This is a genomic window from Thioalkalivibrio sp. ALE11 (assembly GCF_000381205.1).
In the GTDB taxonomy this organism is placed as follows: Bacteria; Pseudomonadota; Gammaproteobacteria; order Ectothiorhodospirales; family Ectothiorhodospiraceae; genus Thioalkalivibrio.
This window is the reverse complement of sequence record NZ_KB906172.1, coordinates 58,323-82,584: the sequence shown is the minus strand read 5'-3', so window position 1 is coordinate 82,584 and position 24,262 is coordinate 58,323. Positions and strand designations below refer to the sequence as shown.

The 24,262-nt window shown below is 61.9% G+C and carries 18 protein-coding genes; 4 read left to right on the top strand and 14 right to left on the bottom strand.

Annotation, left to right across the window (positions count from 1 at the left end):
* The first annotated feature begins 45 nt into the window (after nt 1–45).
* Complete coding sequence (locus F620_RS0110465; protein ID WP_019570521.1) at nt 46–1,032, top strand: hypothetical protein; 987 nt, start codon at nt 46–48, stop codon at nt 1,030–1,032.
* Nucleotides 1,033–1,046: 14 nt separating this feature from the next.
* Here the strand turns inward: F620_RS0110465 and F620_RS0110460 are convergent, their stop codons facing one another.
* Entirely contained in the window at nt 1,047–1,988 is a 942-nt protein-coding gene (locus F620_RS0110460) for an MraY family glycosyltransferase (RefSeq protein ID WP_019570520.1), read from the bottom strand.
* A gap of 133 nt (nt 1,989–2,121) precedes the next feature.
* Nucleotides 2,122–3,900: a hypothetical protein gene (locus tag F620_RS15135; protein ID WP_155987006.1), complete on the bottom strand. Its 1,779-nt coding sequence runs from the start codon at nt 3,898–3,900 to the stop codon at nt 2,122–2,124.
* Between the two features lie 210 nt (nt 3,901–4,110).
* Here F620_RS15135 and F620_RS14355 point away from each other — a divergent pair, with 210 nt between their 5' ends.
* Nucleotides 4,111–5,358: a class I SAM-dependent methyltransferase gene (locus F620_RS14355; protein WP_019570518.1), complete on the top strand. Its 1,248-nt coding sequence runs from the start codon at nt 4,111–4,113 to the stop codon at nt 5,356–5,358.
* Between the two features lie 166 nt (nt 5,359–5,524).
* Here the strand turns inward: F620_RS14355 and F620_RS0110445 are convergent, their stop codons facing one another.
* The 10 genes from F620_RS0110445 to F620_RS0110390 form a co-directional block, all read right to left on the bottom strand.
* A complete protein-coding gene (locus F620_RS0110445) occupies nt 5,525–6,982 on the bottom strand; it encodes a hypothetical protein (protein ID WP_155987005.1) in 1,458 nt (485 codons plus the stop codon).
* A 147-nt stretch (nt 6,983–7,129) separates the two neighbouring features.
* Entirely contained in the window at nt 7,130–8,449 is a 1,320-nt protein-coding gene (locus F620_RS0110440) for a sulfotransferase family 2 domain-containing protein (protein ID WP_026331425.1), read from the bottom strand.
* 337 nt (nt 8,450–8,786) lie between these two features.
* Nucleotides 8,787–9,482, bottom strand: a complete 696-nt coding sequence (locus F620_RS0110425) for a hypothetical protein (RefSeq protein WP_019570514.1) — start codon at nt 9,480–9,482, stop codon at nt 8,787–8,789.
* Nucleotides 9,479–10,504 carry a glycosyltransferase family 2 protein gene (locus F620_RS14350; RefSeq protein ID WP_081621766.1) on the bottom strand — a complete coding sequence of 342 codons (1,026 nt, stop codon included), beginning with the start codon at nt 10,502–10,504 and terminating at the stop codon, nt 9,479–9,481. The genes F620_RS0110425 and F620_RS14350 overlap by 4 nt, the downstream gene beginning before the upstream one ends.
* Complete coding sequence (locus F620_RS0110415; protein WP_019570512.1) at nt 10,501–12,738, bottom strand: glycosyltransferase; 2,238 nt, start codon at nt 12,736–12,738, stop codon at nt 10,501–10,503. The genes F620_RS14350 and F620_RS0110415 overlap by 4 nt, the downstream gene beginning before the upstream one ends.
* Nucleotides 12,735–14,669: a glycosyltransferase gene (locus F620_RS0110410; protein ID WP_019570511.1), complete on the bottom strand. Its 1,935-nt coding sequence runs from the start codon at nt 14,667–14,669 to the stop codon at nt 12,735–12,737. The genes F620_RS0110415 and F620_RS0110410 overlap by 4 nt, the downstream gene beginning before the upstream one ends.
* 106 nt (nt 14,670–14,775) lie before the next feature.
* A complete protein-coding gene (locus F620_RS14345; protein ID WP_051081247.1) occupies nt 14,776–15,105 on the bottom strand; it encodes a DUF3144 domain-containing protein in 330 nt (109 codons plus the stop codon).
* A 104-nt stretch (nt 15,106–15,209) separates the two neighbouring features.
* A complete protein-coding gene (locus tag F620_RS14835; protein WP_196802044.1) occupies nt 15,210–16,319 on the bottom strand; it encodes a glycosyltransferase in 1,110 nt (369 codons plus the stop codon).
* Nucleotides 16,320–16,492: 173 nt separating this feature from the next.
* Nucleotides 16,493–18,184, bottom strand: a complete 1,692-nt coding sequence (locus F620_RS0110395; RefSeq protein ID WP_155987004.1) for a hypothetical protein — start codon at nt 18,182–18,184, stop codon at nt 16,493–16,495.
* Between the two features lie 330 nt (nt 18,185–18,514).
* A complete protein-coding gene (locus tag F620_RS0110390) occupies nt 18,515–19,267 on the bottom strand; it encodes a peptidylprolyl isomerase (RefSeq protein ID WP_196802043.1) in 753 nt (250 codons plus the stop codon).
* Nucleotides 19,268–20,230: 963 nt separating this feature from the next.
* On the opposite strand from F620_RS0110390, the gene F620_RS15130 reads away from it, so the two are divergent.
* Complete coding sequence (locus F620_RS15130) at nt 20,231–20,374, top strand: hypothetical protein (RefSeq protein WP_155987003.1); 144 nt, start codon at nt 20,231–20,233, stop codon at nt 20,372–20,374.
* A gap of 913 nt (nt 20,375–21,287) precedes the next feature.
* On the opposite strand, the gene F620_RS15125 is transcribed toward F620_RS15130, so the two are convergent.
* A complete protein-coding gene (locus F620_RS15125; protein ID WP_155987002.1) occupies nt 21,288–21,989 on the bottom strand; it encodes a hypothetical protein in 702 nt (233 codons plus the stop codon).
* A gap of 584 nt (nt 21,990–22,573) precedes the next feature.
* A complete protein-coding gene (locus F620_RS0110375) occupies nt 22,574–24,010 on the bottom strand; it encodes a hypothetical protein (protein WP_026331424.1) in 1,437 nt (478 codons plus the stop codon).
* Between the two features lie 91 nt (nt 24,011–24,101).
* Between F620_RS0110375 and F620_RS15630 the strand changes: the two genes are divergently transcribed.
* Nucleotides 24,102–24,230: a hypothetical protein gene (locus F620_RS15630; protein WP_255349481.1), complete on the top strand. Its 129-nt coding sequence runs from the start codon at nt 24,102–24,104 to the stop codon at nt 24,228–24,230.
* Nucleotides 24,231–24,262: the final 32 nt, after the last annotated feature.

Below are 24,262 nucleotides of genomic sequence, written 5' to 3'. Positions count from 1 at the left end.
CCTGTCAATACGCGGATGTGAACGAATTATGGAGGAGAGGGAAAGATGCACAAACACGACTTTCGCGGGGGCACCATGGCCCTCGCCGCAGCCGGGCTGCTGGCCTTCGGGGCACCGGGCGTCGCCGCCAGCAACGACGTCATGGTGGAACTGGAACAACCGGTGCACGGTGAATTCACCACGGGAATCGGGATCGTGCGGGGCTGGGCCGTCGCGCCCTCGGGCATCGACCGTGTCGAACTCTACATCAACGAGTCGCCCGATCAGGCGGATCCAAACCAGCTACTGGCGTACGGGGGATCGCGTGAGGGAGTCTGCGCGGCGATCGATCTGATCTCGGGCTACCCTGATTGCTCACCCGTGGCCCGCCCCGGCTTCGCTTCTGCCTACAACTTCAATCTGCTGCCCGACGGCGAGAACACTTTCACGGTTCGCGCCTACGACAACGAGGGGAACTACAGCGAGGAGAGCGCCACCTTCACCAGTCAGAGCCTCGGTGAAGAGTTCGTGGCCGATGGCGAGCGCATCTCGTTACCGGCCTTCATCGTGGATGGTGTCCGGAAGAGCAACCCCGGCGACGACCAGGCGTTCGATATCGAGTTTGCCTGGAGTACGGAATCGCAGCGCTTCGTGATGTCACGCATCACCGAATTCGAACCACTGCCCTTCATCGCACTGGATCCACCCGTGGGACTGACGGCCACGACCGATGACGGGGCGGTGGAACTGTCCTGGACCGAGGGTGCGGGGCCTGCCAGCGAGCGCTGGTTCATTATCGAACGCAAGTTCGACAGCCTGACCGTGTCGACGGATTACAACGTGGTGGGCGTGGTGCCGCAGGGCGTGACGTCGTTCGTCGATGAGGCGGTCACTCTGAATGTTATCTCCTCTCCCGGTCAGTACACCTACCGGGTACTCGCCGCCGAGCCATGGGCAACCCGGGCAAGCAACGAAGTCACGGTGAATCAGTCACTGGGCGACGGCGACCTGCCGGACATCCCGGACATTCCGGATCTGGATTTCGGTCTGTAGCCAGCCGCATCGGATCAACGTGGCCCGAGTCGGGGAAAGATGGACTCCATGATGAACAGGTGAGCGAACCCGAGGGCCACGAAGCTCCAGAACATGACGGTGTCGGGGACCCCGAGCTGCCAGGCAGCCACCCCGACACCGCCCAGCAGGAGCGTAAACGCAAACAGAAACAGGGTGGCCCCGCGTCGCGAGAGTCCGAACCAGAGCAGATAATGATGAAGATGCTCGCGATCGGACTCCAGCGGGTTTCGCCCCCGCAGCAGACGCCGGATCATCAGCGTCGCGGTCTCGATCACGGGCAGGGCCAGAATCCAGGCGAATACCATGGGCGGTACGTGTTCACCATGGCCGAATGCAAGATCAACGGCGAACCAGCCGAGGACCAGCGCCAGGGCCATGCTGCCACCGTCCCCCATGAAGACGTAGGCCTGCCGCCCGCCCAGACGCGGGAAATTCCAGATCAGAAAACCAACGACCGCTCCCAGAAGGATGGCGGGCGCGAGCAGCGCATGCTCCAGTCCGGCCAGATGGCCAACCACCAGCAACCAGCCGAGCATGGCGACCAGCATGCCGCCGGCCAGCCCGTCCAGGCCATCGGACATGTTGATCGCGTTCACCAGCCCGACCAGGCACAGGATGGTGAACGGGATAGCCGCCCAGCCAAGGCCCAGTGCGACCGCGCCGGTGACGCCGCCGATATGCGGCAGCACAACCCCGCCGACCATGACAGCGAAAGCAGCAACGACCAGCTGCACCAGCAGGCGCACGCCGCTGGAGAGGACGTGAAAATCATCCAGCGAGCCGAGCAAGACCATTCCCGCCATGGCCGCCAGCATGGGCCAGCCCTGGGGCGCCCCGGCCAGCACCCAGATCACTGCGAACGCCAGCAGGACCCCGAGCCCTCCAACCAGCGGGATCTCCCCAACATGATCCTTGCGCCCGCCGGGACGATCCACCAGCCCTGCCCAATGCGCCGGCCGTATCAACAACGGAATCAACAGGGCCGACAGAACAGCGGCGGCAGCGGCATAAAAAAGGAGGCTGGACACGGCGGAGAAAGCCTTCGGGGTCTGCGAGTGTGGCGCCGGCTCAGCCGGAGGCGCTCGAGAGGCATTCGGCGACGGCCCCGACGGCGTGCTCACGCAGCTCCGGCCAGATCGTAAGGGCCACCGCATAGTGGCCCACCAGTTCCCGCAGGGCCTGCTCGTCGTACTCCGGGGACGGTTCGCTGACGCCCAGAACGGTCCCTGCAAGGAATGCGGGGTCGCCAACGGGCCCGGAGTTGGCCTTGATCAGTCGCTGTACATCCTGCACCCAGTGTTCGGGGGCATCCGGGTGCGCCGTCAGTTCCTCGTTCAGCACCCGTACGACATTGGCCCGCTTGCGCAGCTGCTCCTGTGCCAGCCAGTCGCGCAGGCTGTAGCGGTCGGCTTCGGCCAGTCCGCGCAGGCGCTCCGCCAGGACCCCGATTCGGGCCGATACCCCGGTGGTCCCCGGGACCATACCCCGAGTCTGATCGGCCAGGGACGCCAGCAGGCCATTGACGCCCACGCGTGAAAAACGGTCCAGGGATGCGCGATCCCATTCCCGCGCCGGTTGCGGCCGATGCGGCAAGGCCCACGGGAATGCTGCGGTCAGGGCATCCGGGAAAAGATACTGCACCATGGCCCCGAACAACCGATCCTCGTTCCGGCGCGCCGGGGCAACCGGCGGCAGCATCTCGCGGTTGTCCAGACCGGTGCACGTGGTGAACATGAGGCTGCGCGACGTCGGGATGGTCAGGCGACGATCGCCCCGCCAGAAGTCACGCTGTGTGGTCACGGTTTCCAGCGCCTCCGGGGATGCAGCCATCTGCTGGTACAGCCCTTCGTCGCCCAGCATGTAGGCCCAGGACGGGTCCGCCGAGCCGGGGTCCCCGACCACGGCATTGGTGGACAGGACAACCCGGCTGTCGGGCTGGAGGCCGGCCACGTCATCGGTCGTCAGATCCGCCACCGCCTCGCGGGTCAATGCGTTCCGCCCCCGCGTCTGCTCACGAAGCAGCACGGCAAGGGGTTTGCCCAGCATCTGCCCATGGGCACTGACGGCATCCAGAGGCACGGGCGATGGCGAAAGCTCTGCCCCCCGCGGCTGCGATACCGCGAGTGATCGCGCAGCCGGTGGCTGGCCGGTGATCCGCACACCGGTTTCGGGAGCGCCCGCAAGTTGTGGTTCCAGCACGGCATCATCGTCCAGCAACGCGACACGACGGCCGGCGGACAGCAGGACGACATGATTGAGCCCGCGCCCCGGCGTTCCGCCCGGCACATCCTCATGGGTCTGATCGGGGGACAGGAGCCAGTGGATCGTATCCGCATGGTCGGGGACGCGTCGGGCCAGGCTCTCCATCAGGGCACGTTGCTCGGACACTCCCCAGTAAACGACATCCATTTCTTCTTTGGCGCGCCCGACGACTGTGCGCGTGGCCTCCTGCTGTTCCGGATCGCGCGAGTCGTCGACAACCCAGTAGCGTCTCCGGACCCCATGCTCCCGATCCCGGAGCGCCGCCGAACGCAGCAGGCGCTCCAGACTATCGGGGCGCCCACAGGTTCGAATCGCGGCATCTTCCAGCGCATCCTCTCCGGAGCCGCCCCGCTGATCGGGTTCCCGGACCAGTTCCCGCGCCATGCCACTCGCCGACCACAGCAGCCCGGCCCCGGAAAAACGGTTCAGCAGGCCAGTCACCTGTTCCTCGGTGTACTGCCCGCCAAGGGCCGAGGATATCCGGCGGGCGTGGTCTTCGACGGAACGGAATGACGAGCACATTTGCAGTGCCTGGAGCGAAGCGAGTTCCAGCGCGACTTCCACCCCCGTCACGGGCTCCCGCACCAGATACTTCCGCGGCGAAAGCGGAAAGATCTGGAATTTCGGCGCAATCCAGAGTTCGCCGGATCCAGAAGTATGGCCTGTGGTCCCGTTCAACTGATCCATGGGAAGCTGGCTCCTTGTCGCAGGGGTATATAAAGCCGGGCAAGCCTGAGCGGACCCCGCCCGGGCGTCAACCGGTTAGAATAACCGCTTTCGCATCCGGAGCACGCAATGTACGCCGAACAACAGCCACTTCGTGAACAGGCCGAACAGATCGGCGAGCAGGCCTGGTTTCGCGATGTCCTCCGGCGACACTGTCCGCTGCTGCCCGCCGAGGTGCGCAGCGAAGACATCAACACGCGTATCCATCCCGACGATCAGATGCTGCTGCATTCCCTGCGCCATCACGGCGACGCGCAGGTCGCGCTCAGCCAGTATTACAACGTCGCCTTCCAGCAGTTTTTCGTTGAACAACAGATCATCAACCGGGTGTTCGGCTCCACCGGATCCGACCTGGATATCCTCGATTTCGCCTGCGGGTACGGGCGGATGCTGCGTTTCCAGAGCCTGATCACACCGCCCGAGCGGCTGCATGCCTCGGAGATCCAGGCCGATGCGGTGGACTTCGTAACGCGCGAATTCGGCGTGCAGGGGCTTCGGTCCAGCACCGAACCGGAACAATTCGAGCCCGGCCGGCGCTTCGACGTCATCTGGGTCGCCTCGCTCTTCTCCCACCTGCCCGAGGACCTGTTCAAGCGCTGGGTTCGGCGCCTCGGCGAACTCCTGAGCCCCCGGGGCATCCTGTGCTTCAGTGTTCATGACGAAAGTCTGCTGCCGGAAGGGCTCCGCCTTCCGGACAGCGGGATCCTGTTCGGGCCCGACAGTGAGATCGACAGCCTGCCGGAGGGAACCTATGGCACCACCTATGTGAGCGAACCCTTCGTTGCCGACGTGCTGGCAACCGCCGTCGGTGCCGACCGCCCCTGGACTCGCCTGCCCAGGGCGCTGGCGCACGAACAGGACGTCTACGTAGTCCCGGGCACCGCGGCACGCGACCTGGCGGAACTGGACGGATTCCGGCGCGGCCCCTGGGGCTGGACGGACGAACGGCGCGTGGACGCCGACGGCATCTACCTGCGCGGCTGGGCCGCATCGCTGGACGACGGCCCCCCGGAGCACGTGAATATCCGCATCAACGGGGACGTCCACCGCTGTCCCACCGGCCTGACGCGGGAGGACGTCGCCGCCGCATTCCACGACCCCCGGCTGGCCGGTTCGGGCTGGGAGTTCCACGCCCCGTCGCCCCGCGCAGGCTACATCCAGGTCGAGGTCAGCGCCAGCTCCGGCACACCCGGCGAAAAGGCCTTGCTGTACACCGGCCTCCACAATCCGCTGGGGCAACCGGATAACGCGCGATTACCTTTACGACATCGTCTTCAGACTTGGCTGCGCACGCACATCAGCGGGAAGCGCCCGTAAAACTCGCGGAAACAGCAATCGGTCGTGTCAATGCTCTCGCTTTTCGTCGACAGCGGGAACCCGCTACCTGATAACTATCTTGATGTCTTTCGCGCGACATGGATACAAAGGGGCGGTCAACGTCTTGATTGTCCGGGCCAGACGCAGCATTTGTTGTACCTGCCTGTCAAAATCGAATCTCGGTAGAAAAACGGTACGCCTCCGCGCCATCGATTCGGACCTCGATCTGTCGCAGCCCCTGGCGTACGGTATTCCGGGGCCAATCAAAAGCGAACCCGCATAGTCCCGTCGGGTGCTTGCCGGCCTCCAGCACATCGGGACGAAACGCTTCACACCGCGAACGACCAACAACCAGACCATCCAGCACCACCAAAACCTCCACCGTTTGTCCGGGGTTGCGCGGCGCGGCCGCCCATCCAACCACCCCGAAACGGTCAACACGGTCCACCCAGCCTAAGATGTCCGCCTGACCAGCACTCCCTCTGTCTGGGCTGTCAATCCGTCCTGACATTCCCGAGCCAACTTCGCCACCATCCACGGAGGCCCTATCCGACCTCCGGGTTTTTCTCTCGCGGAACAGCCATGACTTCACCCGCCTCCACAATGGCTCCGAATCAGTGGAGTCCGTTGCCGGAAACAAGCGCCCGGACTGCTGTACAAGTGCCGTAACAAAATTTCGCACGGCTTCCGGCAACTCGGGGGGACTTTCCAGGGTCTTCCGGGTCGTCGCCCCAAGAACCTTCAGCCGTTCCTCTTTAAAATATTTCCTGTTGACCCTCTCGACTTCCGCGCCGTGCAAATGCCGAAGGTGTTCCAGCACCACCTCGTCTAACAACAACTCCGGAGACGCTTCTGGATTACTCTTAATCAAGGTATCGGAGAGCACCCGCCCCGGCCCACCAGCACCCCCCTTAGCGCCAGGATGCACCAACAAGTACTGTTTATTGAAAAAGCGCATCAACTCAGACTCGAGAACGGTCAAGGATCTGTTTACTCGGTGCTCCCGCATCCTGGGGATCGGTGCTTGAACACCCAACGCCCGAAGTAGTGCAAGATCGATACCCGCTGTCGCCTCAGTGTCGTAATGGATCAAACGTATATCGTCGAATACTCCCTCAAACTTCCTGAGCGCGCTGACCTGAGGATTACCATGACGCTCCAGACAAAACGCCCTAAAGCTCTTGTCTAGGAAGCGCCCCTTGACACGTTGCTGATAGTCAGAATAAGCAGCCTCGTAGATGTTGCGGATATAAGCAATAATAACCACATCAATCGACAGGTCACGACTAACGTCTTTGAGGTACTCAAGCGTCGATGGCGAAAGACCCTGAAGCCCCTCTGAGGAAAAGAGAACCGCGCCTTGGCTAGACGAAAACTGCGCATTCAGGAATGGGGCAGCGTCTCTCTTCAGCAGAGCCCTTTTCAAGGGGGCGGCGTTACCAGAGGAAATGGTATATGCCCAATCAGCACTGATTCCCGAACCACCCCCATCCTCCCGAAGATGGGAACCCGGATATTTAATACCAGACTTCATCAGTGACGGCGAGATCTCACCAAGCCAGTTTTGCAGAGCCGATGATCCAGTCTTCCCGAAACCGACGTGCAGGTAGAGGGTCTTCGTCATCTATCCATTCTTCATCAAGTGCATTTAACTTTGGCATCACCAAGGCAGCCGTGATCACGGCTCACGGACCACTCACATGGTTCTCAAGTTCGACAACTTCCTTCAACACCCGACACCTGAAGACGGTTCACCAGACTCGGATTACGGTCAGACCCTCACCTCGGTGGCAAACCGGTACATTTCGTCTGCCTCGATGCGAACCTCGACTTCTCGAAGCTGTTGGCGCACGGCACTGCGGGGCCATTCGAAGGTGAAGCCGCAGGCCCCAGTCGGATGCTTGCCGGCCTCGAGTACATCCGGCCGGAATTCATCACAGCGAGCACGTCCGACCAGCTGTCCATCCAGCAACAACCGGACATTGACCGTTTGCGCGGGGTTGCGCGGCGCGACCGCCCATCCAACCACACTAAATCGGTCGGCACGGTCCACCCAGCCAAGAAACTCGGGTTCCGCCCCCGCTCCGGGATCGGCATGCTCGATTCGCCCCGAGACCTCCCGTGGCGGGACACCGTCATCCCCGGCACCGAAGGCCAGGACCTGCCCCGTGCCACGAACCCGCACCTGCAGGTCAGTGGTTCCTGTCGCGGCGAACTCGAAGCCAACATAGCCACGACGCGGCAGAAACCATGACGCAAGATCGGGGCGGGGTTGCACCGCGGCAGTGGTCGCAACGACGTCTCCGCCTTGCAGCAGTTCCAGTTCCACGGCTGTATCCTGATGGCGGGGTTCGTACCAGGCCCAGCCTCGGACCGACTTCTGATTCGCCGATTCGACCAGTCCGTGGACGAACGCGTGCCCGGCATCCATCAATTCCACACGGTCCCGAAGCAGCCTCTGGACCCGCTCGTGCAGGCGGACATCCCGGGCGTGCCGTTCGCGTATCTCGGCCATCACCTCCGGCCCGAGATCCTCCTCTCGCAGACGGTCCGATGGCGCCCGGTTCAGGTCCAGGCACCGTAGCTTCCAACCAAAGGTCTTATTCAGAACTCGGACCGAGTCGGCATAGCGCTCGGTCAGCCCCACAAAACCCATGGCCTCGGGGGGCACGGCAGCCAGCAGGCGGGTTTGCCGGTTGAGCTGGTTGGGCCGACGCAGGAAATCCTCGAACGGCGTATCCAGCCCCTTGGAGCGGGTCAGGTGATTGAATTCCGAGACGAGACGGCCCGCAGGGTCCCGCACCATCGAAAGACACCGGGAGACCCCGAACAGGGGCAGGTACTTCGCGAGAGGGACGTGCCCGACCAGCAATTCGGCCCCCGCAGCTTCCATGTCCTCCATCAAGGCAAAGTGGTCACCATCCTCGTAGACATGGCGCAACACGCGCGGCGTTGTGTCGTCCGATTCGCTCCCGTAGTCGTACTCGACCCTGCCCGAGGACAGATACCGTTCCGCCGCCTTGCGCAGACTGGTACCAGCTGTCTTGGGAATATGGACCACGAATACGGCCGGGTTGTGACTTTTCGTCAAGGTTTATCCTCCCATGCAATAGACACCATCAAGGCCAGGCCGGAAGACCAAGAGGTGCCGACTCTTCCACTTGGAGGCGCAGGACTTGCTCCGCCGCACGGTCATACAGCCCTCCGCCGTGTGGCAGACGAAAGCCATGCTGGCCGTGGGTTCCAAAAAACTCGCCGACATCCGGTCGCGCGATGTTCGCCTCGACCGAGTGCACCTCCTGCCCCCCCGGCCAGCAGGCTGGCGGCGACCACCCGCTCAGGCTCGAGCGGATCGAAGCACCACCCCTAGATATGATCCGCATCGAGCCGATCGAGGTGATATTTCAAGGCCGCTCCGGTGATAGGCACTAACCGTTGTCATCCGACACAGCGGCCGGCTCGTCCGGGGTGCATGCATCGGCCGCAACGGGCAGCAGGCTCGGGCGCCGCACACCCAGCTCGCCACCCAAGCTCATGACGACCGCGACCTCCAGCCGTGTAACCTGCGCAGGCAACTCCACGCAGACTTCGTGGCGCTCCCACTGTGATGTCACATCGCCAGGTTCCAGCTCGATCCGCTCCCTGGCCAGCAGGGAAGGCCCCAGCAGGCTTTTCCGGGCAGAGCCTTCATACCCCCAGATGCTGATGCCCGGCCCAGTAGGCTCGAAGGCATCCCCCCACTCGTCGGTGAGCGCTCCGCGAAGCTCCAGTGAGAACATCAGCGCGTCCACCCCTTCAATCTCGTAGGTCGGGATTTGCTGGCTGAGACGACCCCAGGGCTCCACCCCCACCCGCCGGATCCACAGGATCTCGCCATCACTTTCGTAGTCGTAGGACGTTTCCCCCGCATGCTGCGAAAACGTCCAGGGGCGAACCAGAATCTCGCCACCGGCCGCAAAGTCCGGTTCCTGGATCAGACCGGGATCATAGGCCTGGGCCTCCTCCTCGATCGAATCATCTCCGGAACCACACCCCTGAAGCAGGCCGGCCAAAACCAGAGGCACCCACGCCCCGCAAAGCCATCTCGAAAACCCCGCGAAGCCCTGAGAACCTTTTGTCGTCATACCCTTTCCTTTGTTTCGACCGGTGGTGTCACCGAATCCTCCAGGGGCCCCGCGCGCCCGCGCAGGCCGTGGCAGATAGCCAGCGTGAGCATTTTCGCATAGGGGCGCCCAGGACGGACCCACAACAGATGTGCCAGACAGCGAAGCGCAACCTGGCGCAGGTTCGCAAATTTCCAGTTCAGCGGCACGAACGGCTCCCGCAGCAGCAGGATGGAATTGCGCACCTGATAATAGATCCGCTGAGAAGAGTACTGCGGGATGGAACGTCCAAAGATGGACAATGTCGCATCCCCTAGTCGATGGCCCATGCCCGCGGCACAGACCCCATAGACCCGCATGCCATGGGCGCGTGCACGCTGTCCCCACTCGATGTCGACATAGTCGATAAACAGGTCGTCGCGCAGGCCGCCAACCCGGTCCAGCGCCCGCACCGGGATCAGCGAGCCCGAGGCGATCAGATGATCGGCTTCGACAACATCCTCGCAGGAGGTGCACTGCCGCCGGCGCATGCGAAGCCGGCTCACATACATAAAAACCGACTGCCTCCCCAAGCCCAAAGCATGCGCCTGATACGCGGGGCCTGCCGCTGCCGCTTCCGGCCGGGCTTCGAGGGCCTCCCGCAGCTTCGCCACCATCGCGCTTTCGGGCTCGCTGTCCTGGTCCATCAGCAGGATATATTCTGGACTGCAGGCGCGTACGGACTCGATGCCGGCATTCTGGGCACTGCCCAGGCCCAGGTTATCGCCCAGGCGGAGGAGCTCGATCTGCGCATCGGGGAATTCCGCCAGCAGACCTTCGATATCGGTGTCATGCGAACCGTTATCGATGATGTGGATACCAAAGACCTGTGGCACCAGGGCCTCGATCAGCCGCCGCAACCGCGCCAGGCAGGGATGGTAGCTCACCACAACGGCCATGACCCTGCCCGGGACAGCGACCTCCGTGGAGGCCGTGCCCGGCTGGGCTGCATTCGGTGCGGCCTCCCGCCCCAGCACCCTGTACGTAACCGGCTCGAACTTCATGCGGAGTGGGGCTTGTCGGGGATTCGCGGCGCGCGCGCCAGACGAAACTGGGCATCCTCCAGAGACAGGTTCGGGTTGTAGGCCGGATCCGCATCCAGCAGGTCACCCCATTGCCGCCGCATGTATGCAATCTCCCCGCGGAATCGTTCCTGTTTCTCCGGGGTGTCCTCGTAGCCCCGGGATATCGACTCGAAATGATACAGCCTCGCGTAGGGCGTCCACACATTCCAGTAGCCCGACTGCAACACCTTGAGACACAGATCAATGTCGTTGAAGGCCACCTTGAGATGCTCAGCGTCGAATCCGCCCACCTCGTCGAACACGGCCCGGCGCATGGCCACGCAGGCCGCAGTCACGGCCGAGTAGTTCTGGATCAGGCCGGCACGGCCCAGGTAACCGGGGCTGTCATCCGGCAACTGCAGGTAGGCATGGGCCGCCACCCCTCCGACCCCCAGGATGCAGCCGGCATGCTGGATGGTGTCGTCGGGAAACAGCAGTCGTGCTCCTACCACTCCGACCTCCGGGCGCAGGGCGTGGCTGACCAGCTCCCGCAACCAGTCACGATCCTGCGCCTTCACGTCGTTGTTCAGGAACACCAGAACCGATCCCGTCGCGAAGGGCACGGCGTCGTTGTTCAGCTGTGAGAAATTGAACGGGCGCTCGTCGCGCACCACCTTGACGCGGTCATCCTGGCGCAGAAAGTCCAGATAGCGCAGGGTCGCGGGGTCGTCGCTTGCATTGTCGATCACGATCAATTCGACGTCGGGATAGTCCGCCTCGTCCAGCACACTGGCCACGGAATCCATGAGGAGATGCAGGCCATTGCGAGTGGGGATCAGGACCGAAACCCGTGGCGCGGGATCGGGCAGGCCATAACGTACGCGCCACCACATGCCTTCGAACCCGGGCGCCGGGAGCACCACGGCATCCGGCCGGCCGCTACGCTCCAGGTGCTCCTGCAAGGCCCTGCGTGCCGCTTCGACCGCATAGGGCTTGGTCTCTCCGGCATGGGCGGTGCTCGTTGTCACGGCGCGCCAGTGATAAAGGACGCGGGGAATGTGCCGAATGGCCCGCGGTTCCAGGCGCTCGGTCACGCGCAGGACAAGATCGTAGTCCTGGGCCCCCTCGAAGCCCTCGCGCAGACCGCCAGCCGCGTCCACCAGGTCCCTGCGATATACCGAGAAGTGGTTGATATAGTTCTGCGAACGCAGCAGATCGGGGTTCCAGTCCGGCTTGAAATGCGGTTCGTAACGCTCCCCGTTCTCGCGGATCTTGTCCTCGTCGGAGTAGATCAGGCCTGCCCGGGGGTCGTCTCCGATGACCTCCGCCACGCGGAACAGCGCATCGGGTGCCAGGCGATCGTCATGGTCCAGGAAACCCACCCACTCGCCCCGCGCGTGAGCCAGCCCGGTGTTGGAGGCAGCCGAGATATGGCCGTTCTCGTCGCGGTACAACACCCGCACACGGACATCGATCCCCTCGAGATCGGCCAGCAGCTGGCGGGTTCCGGGAGCATCCGAGGCGTCGTCGACCAGCAGCAGCTCCCAATGCGGATAGACCTGCTCACGGAGCGAATCCACGGCTTCACGCAGGAAACGCGGGTCGGAGTTGTAGACCGGCGTCACGACCGAGATCAGCGGCTGCGACGGCAATCCCTGTAACTGACGCTCCAGCGTGCTACGGCCCGAGGCGGAAAGCGTCGCATGACGTCGCGCCCAGTCTGCATACGCCGGGCCGTCTCCTCCATTGGTGCCCAGACGCCCCGGCAGACCGCGCAGGCCGTGGACACGCAGGCTGCGTGGCAACGAACGGACCAGCCTCAAGGCGCGCAGCACCAGTCGCGCCGGCGCCAGCACCCGCCTCCCGACACGCATGCTGGGTGATGTACGGGTTTGCTGGAGCACAGTCCGGTGCTCTTCCAGTGCCGTGTGCGTTGACTCCAGATCAACTTGCGTCCGCTCCAGGCGCTCTTCCAGATCCCGGCGCTGTGCGATCCATGCCTCGATCTCCGCCAGGTCCATTGCCTGCACGTCCTCCGGAAGGGCGCGCACCAGGGCCTCGCGCAGGGCGCGCGCACGTGCCACCGTCAGCGGCTCGGCACCGGAAGACGGCCCCGCGCATCGCTCGCGGGTCACGTGAGCCACGCGATGCACGCCCGAGTGGGAACGGGGTGCACCGTCGGGGTGAGCGGTGTCCGCGCCGAGAAGGGCCTTGCGATATTCGTCGGGGGTCATGTCAGCGTTCCACGCCCCATCGCGAGCAGTTCGTCATTCCAGCTCGCCGCATCCGCGTCGGGATCCAGCAGGCGAACGCGGGACAGCCCCCGGGTGCGCTCGGGAAGCGCGCCCCGTCGCGGACCGACCACCGGCAACCCGGTGGCCAGCGCTTCGCTGAGGGTAAAGGAGTAGGTTTCCGGCGCCCGCGTGGGCAAGAACACCACGTCGCCCCCGACATCGGCGATCCGTTGCGGAAGTTCATGCGGCCGGTATTCGCCGGTGATCTCCAGCGGGAGCTGATCCAGGCCCGCGATCGCGGTCTCGCTGTAGCCGATCACGGTGAAGTGCAGCCCGAGACCGCGCTTGCGGGCATCCCAGGCACAACGTTCCAGCAGGTGCACTCCCTTGGCGGGATTGACCACCCCCAGGATCAACACGCGAACCGTGTCCGTGTCGCGTCGCTCCCGCTGGTGCGGCAGGGCGTCCATATCGGGCCCCGGCTCCGGCATGACGTCGAAATGGGGCAGGACGCGAATATCTGCGTCGGGCACATAACGCAGCAGGCGCTCATGGACATCCTCCGACGGTGCGATGACGCGTTCCGCCTTGTTCAGCAGGCGCACGAACAAATTCCGCCAGGCCACGATGTCGAGCCCCCAGGGCGCGGGCCGCACCGCCAGACAGCGCGCACAACCCGTTTCGTCCGGCTCGCCGCAGTACTCGCCCTTCTCGTCCGTCAGGTTGTACTGCGGACAGATGCTGTAATAGTCATGAATGGTGAAATCCAGCGGGACCCCCAGATCCTCGGCCAGGCGCAGCACCCCCTGCGGGTGCTCCATCACATGGTGCACATGGACCCGGCCAATGGCCAGGTCGCGCAGAAGTTCATGCAGCGCCGGATATTCCTCCGGCAGGCGGAAATGGAGCTGGAACTCCTCGCCGTCGCGCAGCCATTTCAGTACCACCCAGTCCCGGTCCGCGGGCTCCAGCACCAGGGTTTCCTGATCCTCCTGCAGCAGGCGCGCCAGTTCCTCGCAATGCCTGGCAACCCCGCCGCCCTGGCGATGCGAAATGAACAGGACACGCGGCAGCGGCGAGTCCTGCAGGCGCGCGAGGTCCAGGCGACGCCGGAGTATGCAGCCCGGGTCCCGGGCAACGAATGCCGCAACCCGATCCGGATAATCCGGATAGCGCGCCTGCAGGGCTTCGGTGGCGGCTGTCTTCAGATCGGGGGCTTCGGCGCCGAACGACACCCCGCCCTGATGGTGCACGAACACATCGCCACACAGCCGATGTTCCCAGCCGAGATCCGTTGCACGCATACAGAACTCGTTTTCCTCCCCGTAGCCACGTCCGAAGGCCGCCGCATCGAAATACCCGACCTGCTCCAGGCAGGCACGGCGAATGTACATGCAGAAGCCCACGGCCGTGGGAACCGGCACGTCCAGCCCCGCATTGACCTCGGCGGCCAGCGCATCCAGCGTCGCGCCCGCCTCGGGGCGGACACCGGGGTTGTCCCGCATAAAGACGGGATAACTCGCCAGCGTGCCGTTGTTGGTGAGCGGCGTGGCCGTGCCGGTATCGGGGTCACGCCATGCACAGGCCCTTAACCGGTCCAGCCAGCGGCCGGACACGCGGGTGTCGCTGTTGAGCAGGACCACGTCACGGTCGGGGTGCAGGGTCATCCCCCGGTTAACCGAGCGCACGAACCCGAGGTTGTACTTGTTGTGCAGTAACCGTACGCGCGGGTCCTCCCGCGCCTCCAGCTGGGCAAGCCAGTCGGCCAGCGCCGGCTCGGGCGTGGCGTCGTTCACTACCACCAGGCGAAAGGGCGTGCCGGGCGTGGCCGCCAGTACGCTTTCGACACAGGCACGCGTTGCCTCCAGGCCACGGAAGACCGGGACGATGACATCGACCTCACTGACAAAAGGACGGAGAGGGAGGGACATGGTGTTTCGGAAACCCGTGGATCAACGGATTGGGCGCGAAACGCCCCGGACCGAGGCCCCAAAGAGCCCGTACGCCCGAGGCGCGCCTACCCGCCCACGTCCGGACTCAGCGGTCGCCCGACTCACCACCGCCGTCGACCGGCGTCGGCGCCGTTGACTCGCGCGCCTTCAGACCCTCCTGTTCCGCGGACGCCTTCTTCACTTTCTGAATCTCGCGCAGGCCGTTCAGGTACACGTCAGCCACTCTCTTCACGCCGCTTTCCTGAAGATAGCCCTGATTGCCGGCCGCCGCATAGGTGGCATAGATCGCCGAGGCCTGCATCAGCGCAGACGAGACACGTTTGACGTCGACCCCTTCATCCTTGATCTGGTTGGCCAGTTCAATAAATCGTGTCGAAAGTTCACTGATCGATGGGGCATTATCTTGAGCACTCATTTCACCTGGCCTGGTCGTGGGTCTCCCGCGTGATAACGGCGGGTTTCGTGGCACACAGAAGGGGTCTGCGTGGCCGGTCATTGGGTTTCAACCTCTAAGCCACACTAAACCGACTGAAAATCAATAGCTTGCCGATACACTGAGCGTAACCCCGAGGCGTCGGCATCGACATTGGACAACGCCGCATACGCGCGGCGGCTGGCTTCATGCACTTCCAGCTTAAGCCGCAATCGTTCGGAAATGGTATCAATCCAGACATCTGCCGACGAGCTGGCGCCTCTGATCACCCACCCCCCCCCGGTTCGCTCGACTCGCTCGGCCAATGCCCCATGTTCTGGAACGAGCGCAGGGATCCCACTCGCCCAGACCTCGGATAATGTCAACGAAAACGTCTCCGGACCAACAGCCGGAAACGCCGCAATCGCAATCTCATAGTGTTGCAGGAGGGCGGGCAGCTCGTCAACGCAATAGCCTCCATGTACAAACAAATGGCCACCATACAGAGACTGCGGCCCACCATGGCGATGGGTGTCCCCCAGGACCACAAACCGCAAGGGCAACCCGCGCGCGCGCGCTCTGCCTGCAAGCTCTTCCACAAACGCTCCCCCTTTTTCGGGCCCCATTCCACCCACCACTCCGACCGATACCAGCTGCCGGCTAAGCGCGCCGGAGACAAACTTTCCAGGCGGGCGGTATTCATGGGGGATTACACTGACCTCGAGCCCCGGAAAATTTCGGGTGACAACGGACTGCGCATATTCGCTGGGAGCCAGGATGAATTGAGCTCCTTGCAGCAAACGAAAGTGATCGTCGCGCCAACGCCACGGATCCTCAGGAACCCTGGGCTCCTCGTGCAGACATGTATCACAGATGCCCGCATCCTCTGGCGCTCCACAACTTGATGAACCAGGGGGTACCAAATGGATTCGAGGGCAAACTAGATAATGGTCGTGAATCGTCAGTCCGTACGGAATATCCAGCCGACGTACCTGGCGAAGCAGACGCGAGCGATCACCAAGCCAATGATGAACATGACACAGGCTCAGCCCGAAGTACCGCAGAATACGGGGAAGCCCCGCCCACCCTGGCCAACGAACGATAAACACTTCACCTTCAGGCCCCACGACCCGCCAGCCTGCATGATCCGCGTAAAGAAGCACATGACGAAACTCGTCCCGGGTCTGTTCGACACCGAGCGCCACGGCGCTCTCCAACCCCCCTCCTCCCCTATGCAAAACCTGAAGGACACCAGCGGAACCCCGTCCCATCATAACGCTCCCCACCTAAAGCAGCGCCCGCCGCGCCAGTGCCCATTCAGGCCAGCACAGCCCCTCGCCCCCAACGGCACAGGAAAAAACTTGCGCACGAACCCGACCCAAGTCCTCACTCAGCGACTCCCCGTGGGCTCCATCACCCGCACACTGCCGAACCGAACGGCGTCCACATACCTCTCCTCAATGAATCCGTCAAGAATTTGCACGCCGCTCGCCTGAGCTGAAAGATTGGGCTCCCGTATTGCCTCCCACCGTCGATCCAGAATCACGAACCGCGGCAGCTGCCCCTGCATCATCTCCCTGACGATTTCTGACTGTATCGATGCCTCCGTCTGGACACCAGGATGAAGCTCGTGCCACTTGGTAACACTCGATCGTTCTGCCATAAAATAAAAAGCGACGGCACCGACAAAAATCCGTTCGTGGTTCTCAACCCCAACATAAATAACGTCAGCTGCCGACGACTGACCCCGGACATAATGCGCAGCCGACACGTAATCCTCGTTCGCCTCCACACAATGCAACCGAGGAAGCTCTGGATCGAAACAATCGGCAAGACGCTGTTTTGGATCATCGAACCACCAGTGAGCCCCTTCAGCCACAAATTGCGCACCCTTGTACATGGACGGCAGAACCAATAAAACTGCCACCGCTGCGACAGGCCCTACAACCCCACGGCCTCCGCTCGCCCCCCGGGGCAATCGGGCCAAACCGATCGCAATCAACACCATGGCCGGCACAATCGCTTGAGACATATGCAAGGGCGATACACGAACCAGGCCTTTAATTGAAAACAACAGGCATGCCAACACAAGCATACCGATCAGCAGTGATGATGATGCGAACCCGCGAGCAGTTATTCCAACGGGCTGGGAAGAGCGGCGAGAGTAAGCCTCCTGCACAACAATCCAAGCGGCGACAAACCAAGGAAGATACACCGCCAACGGCGCCAGGGTGGCCGGGTTGGGCCAACCATCTGCAACCGCTGAAATACCCGGAAACGGCAACGAGCGAACGTCTGGATACACCGACGATGGAACGTGAACCAGGCTAAAGTAGAGATCTGAAATGGGGACATATACCAATAAAAGGACAAAAGGCGGAAGAATAACGGCGCTGAGCCCGATGGCATACGCCGCCAAGGCCTTGAAGGGAATACTCGCCCGATACCCTCCAGAAGACTGAGATGCGACCGGCGAAAGAAACACGTAAGCCGCGACACCAAGCGTCACCACCCCAAAGGTATAAGCACCCAGGTCGTGACGAAAGAGTACAGACAATCCAGTCAGTCCACCTGCGATCGGCAGCAATGGAAAGAACCTTCCCGACTGAAATGCCCGTGCCGTTAGGTATATGGCTCCCAACGCTAGGGCCAGCGAAGGGAACACAGGAAATGCATCATGACGGACGCTGATGAGAAAAAGCAGAATTGCACCAGCTGTAATGAGCGAGAGCCCACGCGAAGCCTGATCGCGCACCATCAAAAAGCAGATAGTGACGATGGTCGCTTTTGCTACAATACCGATGGCACGGACAACGAGATTCGATGTTCCCAGAAGCTCGAACAAGCCGGCCACCAAATAGAACATCCCGGGGGCGTACATGGTCCAGAAGTCACGGTAGGGAATCTCCCCCTGCAGGATGCGCTCGGAGCCCGTAAGGATTATGCCCTCATCATAGAGCTCAAGTCCTGAATCGAGCGCTACGACCTGAACAATGATGGCAAGAATAAAAACGCCCCAAGGGCCTCCACACATTTCCCGTCGCAAGAACCGGTTCACAGTGTGTAGATTAAACGGGATCATGATTGGAGGCCTAGGTGCCGTCCGGGGCTGCAAATCGCCCTTCCGGGACCGAAAAGTTACAGACGGTGGGGAGAGGGAGGCCACGGGTATCGGTAAATGCTGGGACGTTCGATACTAACGGGCAACCCGCCATGAAGGCAATTCCCTAACACAATGTAGTCCGATAGTCCTCCTGAACTCAACTGACACGCGCACTTGAGACTGACGCCCGCTGGAACAGACGAACCGGAAGGCACAGTTGTGTTCCACCCGGTTCGGTTCCGCCCAGCGTGAATGAGTTATGGCTTAGCGCGCATACGACAGGCGCCAGGTGCGCGCTAGGTTTACAAATCAGTCGACGGCCGTTTGGTCAGCGCGTGTCGGCTGACCGCGCCCCGTTTCCGGGAAGCCAGCGCGGAACTCCTCCTCGAGGTTGGCGACAGCGTCGTCATTAACAACGATATCGTCGCCGGCGCGTGCGCGGCGAATGATAGACTCCCGGATGTCTCGTGATTGACGTTGTTTGAGCTCGCGGATAATTGAGTCCTTAACCGTGTCGAACGGTTTATAACCTGCCTCGTACCGCTCATGAAATTTGATAATATGATAGCCGAATTGCGTTTCAACTGGCCCAGCGATTTCGCCCGGATTGGTCATCGCAAAGGCCGCATCCTCAAACTCAGGTGCCATCCGACCCCGACCGAAGCGACCTAGAGCCCCCTCATTCCGCTCTACGGATGAATCATCCGAATATTCCAGCGCCAGGGCGGAGAAGTCTTCGCCAGCAATTGCTCGATCCTTGACCTTTTCTGCCAGGCTCTTTGCCTCGCTCTCTTCGCGATCATCCACTCCGATCAGGACGTGAGACACGCGCACCTGCTCTTCCACCTGATAGTCTTCCCGGTTCGCGTTGTAATGTTCGTTGGCCAACTCCTCCCAGTCTGCCTCTTTCGCCGCCCGATCTGCCTTCTCTCGGATCAGCGCCCTCATCAGAGTCCGGTCACGCTGGTAGTCGACCTCCCACTCGATGGCCGCCGCGTTCGGATCGAGAGTCGACTCCGCTTCTTGCGCGGCCGCGCGTATTGTGTAGAGTTGCCCGATCATCTCGCGAACGGAGCCGGGTCGCCGTAGGACCTGTGCCCTCCGTTCTTCAGGGACAGTGACTTCCACGTAACGTTCGAAGTCCGCTCGCGTGACCTCCACGCCATCACGGCTGATGAGGACCTCATCGGGGGCCACACCTGCGACGCTGGAGATGGGTGACGCTGCAAGCCAGCAGATTATGGATGCTTGTACGGCTCGTCGGAGCATTGGCGGTTAACCTCCAGTTGGGGGAAAGGTGGCTCGGTCTTAGGTTCGGGCAAACGAACGGCCGCACCGCCGAGCTGAGTGCATCGCGACCTTGCGGAAAGGTGGCAACCTTGTCAACTTCCGTGTGGCAATGATGCGGCGTGCGTCAATGATGCCGACTAAGCGATACCCTGGACGATGACCCATGGAGCGTATTGTTTCATGCCGTGAAGGAACGACACACCCCGGGGCGAACTCGTTTGCCCGCCCGGAGGATCGCTGCCTCCACGAGCCCGGAGCTGTCGCCGAAGGATCAACGGCACCCTTTGACCGCGCAGCTAAGGATTTGTTTCATTGCTGGGGCTCACTTTTAGGACGGTCTGGGCGAACCTGTTCGGCCCATTTCTGTCTACCGCCGGCAGGCTAGGTCTCATAGACCCCCGACCAACGATAACCAATGGAGAAATGGCTGTGGGACGGATGAACAACAGAATGGTAACCCGCTTTCAATGCTATGCAAGGCAGATCAGTGGCGGCGTTGGAGGTGCAATCATCGGGGCGGCCGCACTGATGGCGGGGATACTCCCGAGCTATGCAACGGCAGATCCGGCGGAACAGGAAGTCGGCGAACGCGCGGAGGAGCGCTGGGGCGCCCTCCGCGATGGCGACTTCGAAGGTGCCTACTTCATGACGTCTCCCAGTTTTCGAAGCGCTACGACGTACGAACAGTTCCGGAATCGCTTCGGAGGGTCCGTCAGATGGAAGGATGCGGAGGTCATGGACACGCAATGCGAGAATGAACGGTGCACCGTGTATGTCGCCCTCAGCTACGAAGTCATCGGGCAGCCGTTCGGTAACACGCGCACCATCAAGGAGACCTGGATCCACAGTCGCGGAGAATGGTGGCATCACCCAAACTAGCGACACCGTCAGTCTCGACGGCTCAGCCTCAAGCGTTCTGCGTCGGCATTTCGCGATCCCCTGTTTTGTCACGACCCGACCGCGCGACAGCAACGACGTGCTCCCCGTTATTGGGGGGCATCTTCGCGCGCCGGAATCCGCTTCACAAGCACAAGGAAACGCAATGCGGCACGTCGCCGCGGAATGGATGGCTCCATCCCATCCATCGAAGCCCGGTCATCGAAGTTCGGTAACCAGGCCGTTTGCCCGTTCGAGGTTTTTACTGGTCAACCATAGACGGATCCCCACTCTATGCAGCAGAGCGACCTTCTCCCATCCCCGGCACAAGAAGCTGTCCCAGCAATGTGTCGGTTCGGACGCTGGTATAGTGCATGTTGATGGATGCCACGACACTCGGTTGGGTACCCCCGGATGGGCGTACACCCGAGCGTCGCTTCCTCCGCTGGTCAGCCGAAGGAAGAACCACTCCATGACCGCGCTCGTCCGGCACATCGTCTGTGGCTCGTTGAGCGTAGATAACCTCGCTCTCCATTTCGCCCTGGCACGTCGCAGACCCATATCTTTGCACCGACCGCGATAACGGCACGAGTTGTAACGGCACGAGGTGTGCCAAAAATCGCGGGAGCGTTACAGGTGCGCACCCAGCGTTGCGGTGTGCTCCGTCTTACGTTGAGCCGCCAGGGCGATTTCTCCCGCCCTGGTCTCGCCCATCACCGTCGCAATCGCGTGGGCAGTAAACCCTCACCGTATCGAACTCGTCTCTCCGTCTCAGCGGCCTCATCTATAAATTCAGCGTCACGAAATGCCCGGCTCGACAGCGCAGTCAGACAATGCGCAAGGACACACGACCAAAAAGGAAGCCCCAACAAAGGGGCTCCCGATCAGTCGCTACCGTTTTCCACTTCTCGACAAGCTAGGGCCTGCCGTTGTCCCGAAAACTCAGATAGCTTCCACACTCGGCGCGGTCGCAATCCCGCGCCCGAACATTGAGGTACCATTGTTCGTTTGTACCGAGATAGCAACGGCGTCCATCGTCTTCTTGGCGCCAAGCAAAGGCACCGGTATCCGAGGCGGTGATCCCACAGAGTCGGCCGTCGAGCATCCGGGTGTATTGGTCACTCGGGCACCGTGAGAACCAGATCTCCCGGGTCACGTCTCCAGTATCGGTTGCGGGTGCAATCTCGACTCGTCCGCTATACCCAGGGTTGCTGGTTGAGGTCAGGGGGAAGGACAATGTTTTTCCGCGCGGGATGTCATACAGTTTGGTTGACGGCGTCGAACTCCAGTCGAGCGCAGACTGGACGTTGACGTCCGCCGGCACCGCACCACACTCGGAAGGCGTTGGCTCCGGCTCCGGCTCCGGCTCCGGCTCCGGCTCCGGCTCCGGCTCCGGCTCCGGCTCCGGCTCCGGCTCCGCTACGGTACCCTCGGCGGTCACGTTTAGCTGGATCCCGCCGTCTGCCCCTGCTTCTACCGAAAAACCCGTCAGCGGATACGTATCACCGTTAATCGTGACATCGCCGATCGGTTCCGCGGCGAGGGTCGAGATCGCCGCCGAACCGAAGGCAAGGGAAATTGCTGCAGCAACGACCGCAACACGACGGTTCGTGTTCATGCACATCCTCCCGGGCCGAAAGGCCATAGGCTATTCAATTGGGTCAAGGATAACCCAGATTCAGGCAATTGCAAACATTATTTTGTAGCCCTGTCGGCCCTACGCAACCCTGGCATGAATTACTTCCCGAGGGGTGCTGACTTCGATCCGTCCAGCGAAGAACGAATTCAGGCAGGGCGAAGACGAGCTCAGCCTTCCACTCCCGGCGCGGCGGGTTCGGTGACCGGGCTACGATCGAAAGGCTGGAGCCCGCTTGAAGTGGGGACGACGGGGCTCATGAGGTGGCGCTTCCCTTACTGGTGGGATTCAGAAGAAAACCATGATGCCAAGGGGATGCCGCGGGCCACTAAATGCATCCTCAGCGCTGACGCTTCTTGCAATTCAGGTCTGGACCCCACCACCCGACACGGGGCGGCGGACCTCCCGATACCACGTTACAGCGAGCTTTTCCTGGCTGTTTCTGCTGCGGTTCCAGAATACTTCAACCAAAAAAAGGGGGCGAATAAATTCGCCCCCTCCCTATCATTGAGCATCCGCGATCGAGAACCAATCGATCGCTTCTACCCGATCATGATCAACCGGAGTCAGTCACCGCGTGGGTCAGCAGACTCGATGTCACGGGTGCCCTTATGATTTACCAGGCCTGCATAGTTGGCCATGACTCCGTCTTCGACCGCATCGTTACGCAGGTTCTGCACCGCGAAACCAATGACCGGCAGACCGTAAATGGCGTTCCCATCAAAATCCTCAAGCTTCTGGCCGGATTCCGCGAAACTCATCTCGAGCCATCCGGCGTCGAAGTCAGTCGACAGGTCACGACGAACACGATCGGACCCATAAAGCACGTTACTTTCATTGAACGTCATCACGTTGGCTTCGTAGCACAGCGCTTCACCCGGATCACCCGGGGGCTGCGGCGAGAGCTCGATACCGGTCGTGCCGGGTTCACGCTCTTCACGATCCCAATACGAGATGTCGATCGGCTCACAAGCCGTGCTTGTTACGGTCTTCCAGGCTTCCGTAAATGGCGCGTGCGGGGCATCGGCGCCATTCACGTAATCGCGCTTGGTCGGGAATGTCATTACCCAGTCCGTTCCCGCCCCAACCAACGGGTCCGTGTTGTAGTCATTGGCGATCGAATCGTGCATCAGCACGGCGCTCACTGCGTTGAGCGCCGCATTCGGCTCGGTCTCGAAGAAGTCGAGCTCGACCAACTCGCCATTGTTGAAGATCAGCGCCTCCTCGCGACCGCTGGCAAGCGACGGGCTCAGGCTGCCGGGGTTCGTGTGCAAGCTCCTAGCGTCGTCGGGGAACCAACCATCGAGCGCGGTCGCCGAGTAAGTCGCGTTGGTGCCATCGGCGGGGTTGATGATGGTACCCGAACCATACAGGCCACCGGTCAGGCGCTGACCCTCACCGTCGGTAGAGATAATCCCCTCATCTTCTTCGGTCGACCAGACGCCACCATCCCAGGCCTGATTCAGTGCGTCACAGTTGGCAGGAACGCCTTCAGAAGTGTGGATCGCTCCATCGTACTGAGCCGCGATTGCCGAATCGGCCGGATCCAGAACGCCCATCTCGATGATTTCAACGTAACCTTCCCGCGTACGACCGCGATCACGGACGCTATCGTCACTTTGCGAGAATTCGAAATCGCGGAAAGCTTCACCACCCGGATTCAGGCCCGGGGCGCAGGACGTGTCCTGGGTGACGAGTTCGGCACCACCATCACCGTCATCCGTAATCGCCGCAGTCCACATGTCGTTAGGCGACAGGTAAAGGTTGAAGTCAAGAACTTCCTGGCTGTTCATGGCCTCGATGAAACGGACCTTGACGGCCTTCACCTGATCGGTCGTATTCGTGACGCTGACATACGTGTCGTTTCCACCCTCGACCGAATAGAACGGGTAGAGCAAGACCTCCCCAAGGCCGTCGGGATTCACGTTTACCGCCTGGGCAGTACTCAGACCCCCGGTGGCAACCGCCGTGAGGACTGCCAGAGGTAGCAGCTTCTTATTCATCATCGGAACTCCTTAGTTGTGTTTCCACATGTGGTTTACATCCTGGACAGGGGTTCGGGCGCCGAACACACCTCCCGAAACAGATACTACCATGAAATTCGAGATGGAAAAATTCATCGCTGAATTCCCCCTTTCTCGAAATTCAAAGCACCTCCCCGGCACCGGCAGAATGGCCGGCGTGACCCGGCATTGGCGGATCGAGCCCGAGTCGACTGCATGAGGGCTCGGCCGCGAGGCCACTGCAGGGCAACG

Excerpts from the sequence above, each read along its gene's own strand:
- F620_RS0110425 (WP_019570514.1), bottom strand. The coding sequence starts at position 9,482 with ATGACGACAAAAGGTTCTCAGGGCTTCGCGGGGTTTTCGAGATGGCTT.
- F620_RS0110410 (WP_019570511.1), bottom strand. The coding sequence starts at position 14,669 with ATGTCCCTCCCTCTCCGTCCTTTTGTCAGTGAGGTCGATGTCATCGTC.
- F620_RS0110445 (WP_155987005.1), bottom strand. The coding sequence starts at position 6,982 with ATGACGAAGACCCTCTACCTGCACGTCGGTTTCGGGAAGACTGGATCA.
- F620_RS0110465 (WP_019570521.1), top strand. The coding sequence starts at position 46 with ATGCACAAACACGACTTTCGCGGGGGCACCATGGCCCTCGCCGCAGCC.
- F620_RS14345 (WP_051081247.1), bottom strand. The coding sequence starts at position 15,105 with ATGAGTGCTCAAGATAATGCCCCATCGATCAGTGAACTTTCGACACGA.
- F620_RS0110395 (WP_155987004.1), bottom strand. The coding sequence starts at position 18,184 with ATGATCCCGTTTAATCTACACACTGTGAACCGGTTCTTGCGACGGGAA.
- F620_RS14350 (WP_081621766.1), bottom strand. The coding sequence starts at position 10,504 with ATGAAGTTCGAGCCGGTTACGTACAGGGTGCTGGGGCGGGAGGCCGCA.
- F620_RS0110390 (WP_196802043.1), bottom strand. The coding sequence starts at position 19,267 with ATGATCGGGCAACTCTACACAATACGCGCGGCCGCGCAAGAAGCGGAG.
- F620_RS0110415 (WP_019570512.1), bottom strand. The coding sequence starts at position 12,738 with ATGACCCCCGACGAATATCGCAAGGCCCTTCTCGGCGCGGACACCGCT.
- F620_RS15130 (WP_155987003.1), top strand. The coding sequence starts at position 20,231 with ATGGACACGCAATGCGAGAATGAACGGTGCACCGTGTATGTCGCCCTC.
- F620_RS14355 (WP_019570518.1), top strand. The coding sequence starts at position 4,111 with ATGTACGCCGAACAACAGCCACTTCGTGAACAGGCCGAACAGATCGGC.
- F620_RS15125 (WP_155987002.1), bottom strand. The coding sequence starts at position 21,989 with ATGAACACGAACCGTCGTGTTGCGGTCGTTGCTGCAGCAATTTCCCTT.
- F620_RS15630 (WP_255349481.1), top strand. The coding sequence starts at position 24,102 with ATGAAATTCGAGATGGAAAAATTCATCGCTGAATTCCCCCTTTCTCGA.
- F620_RS0110375 (WP_026331424.1), bottom strand. The coding sequence starts at position 24,010 with ATGAATAAGAAGCTGCTACCTCTGGCAGTCCTCACGGCGGTTGCCACC.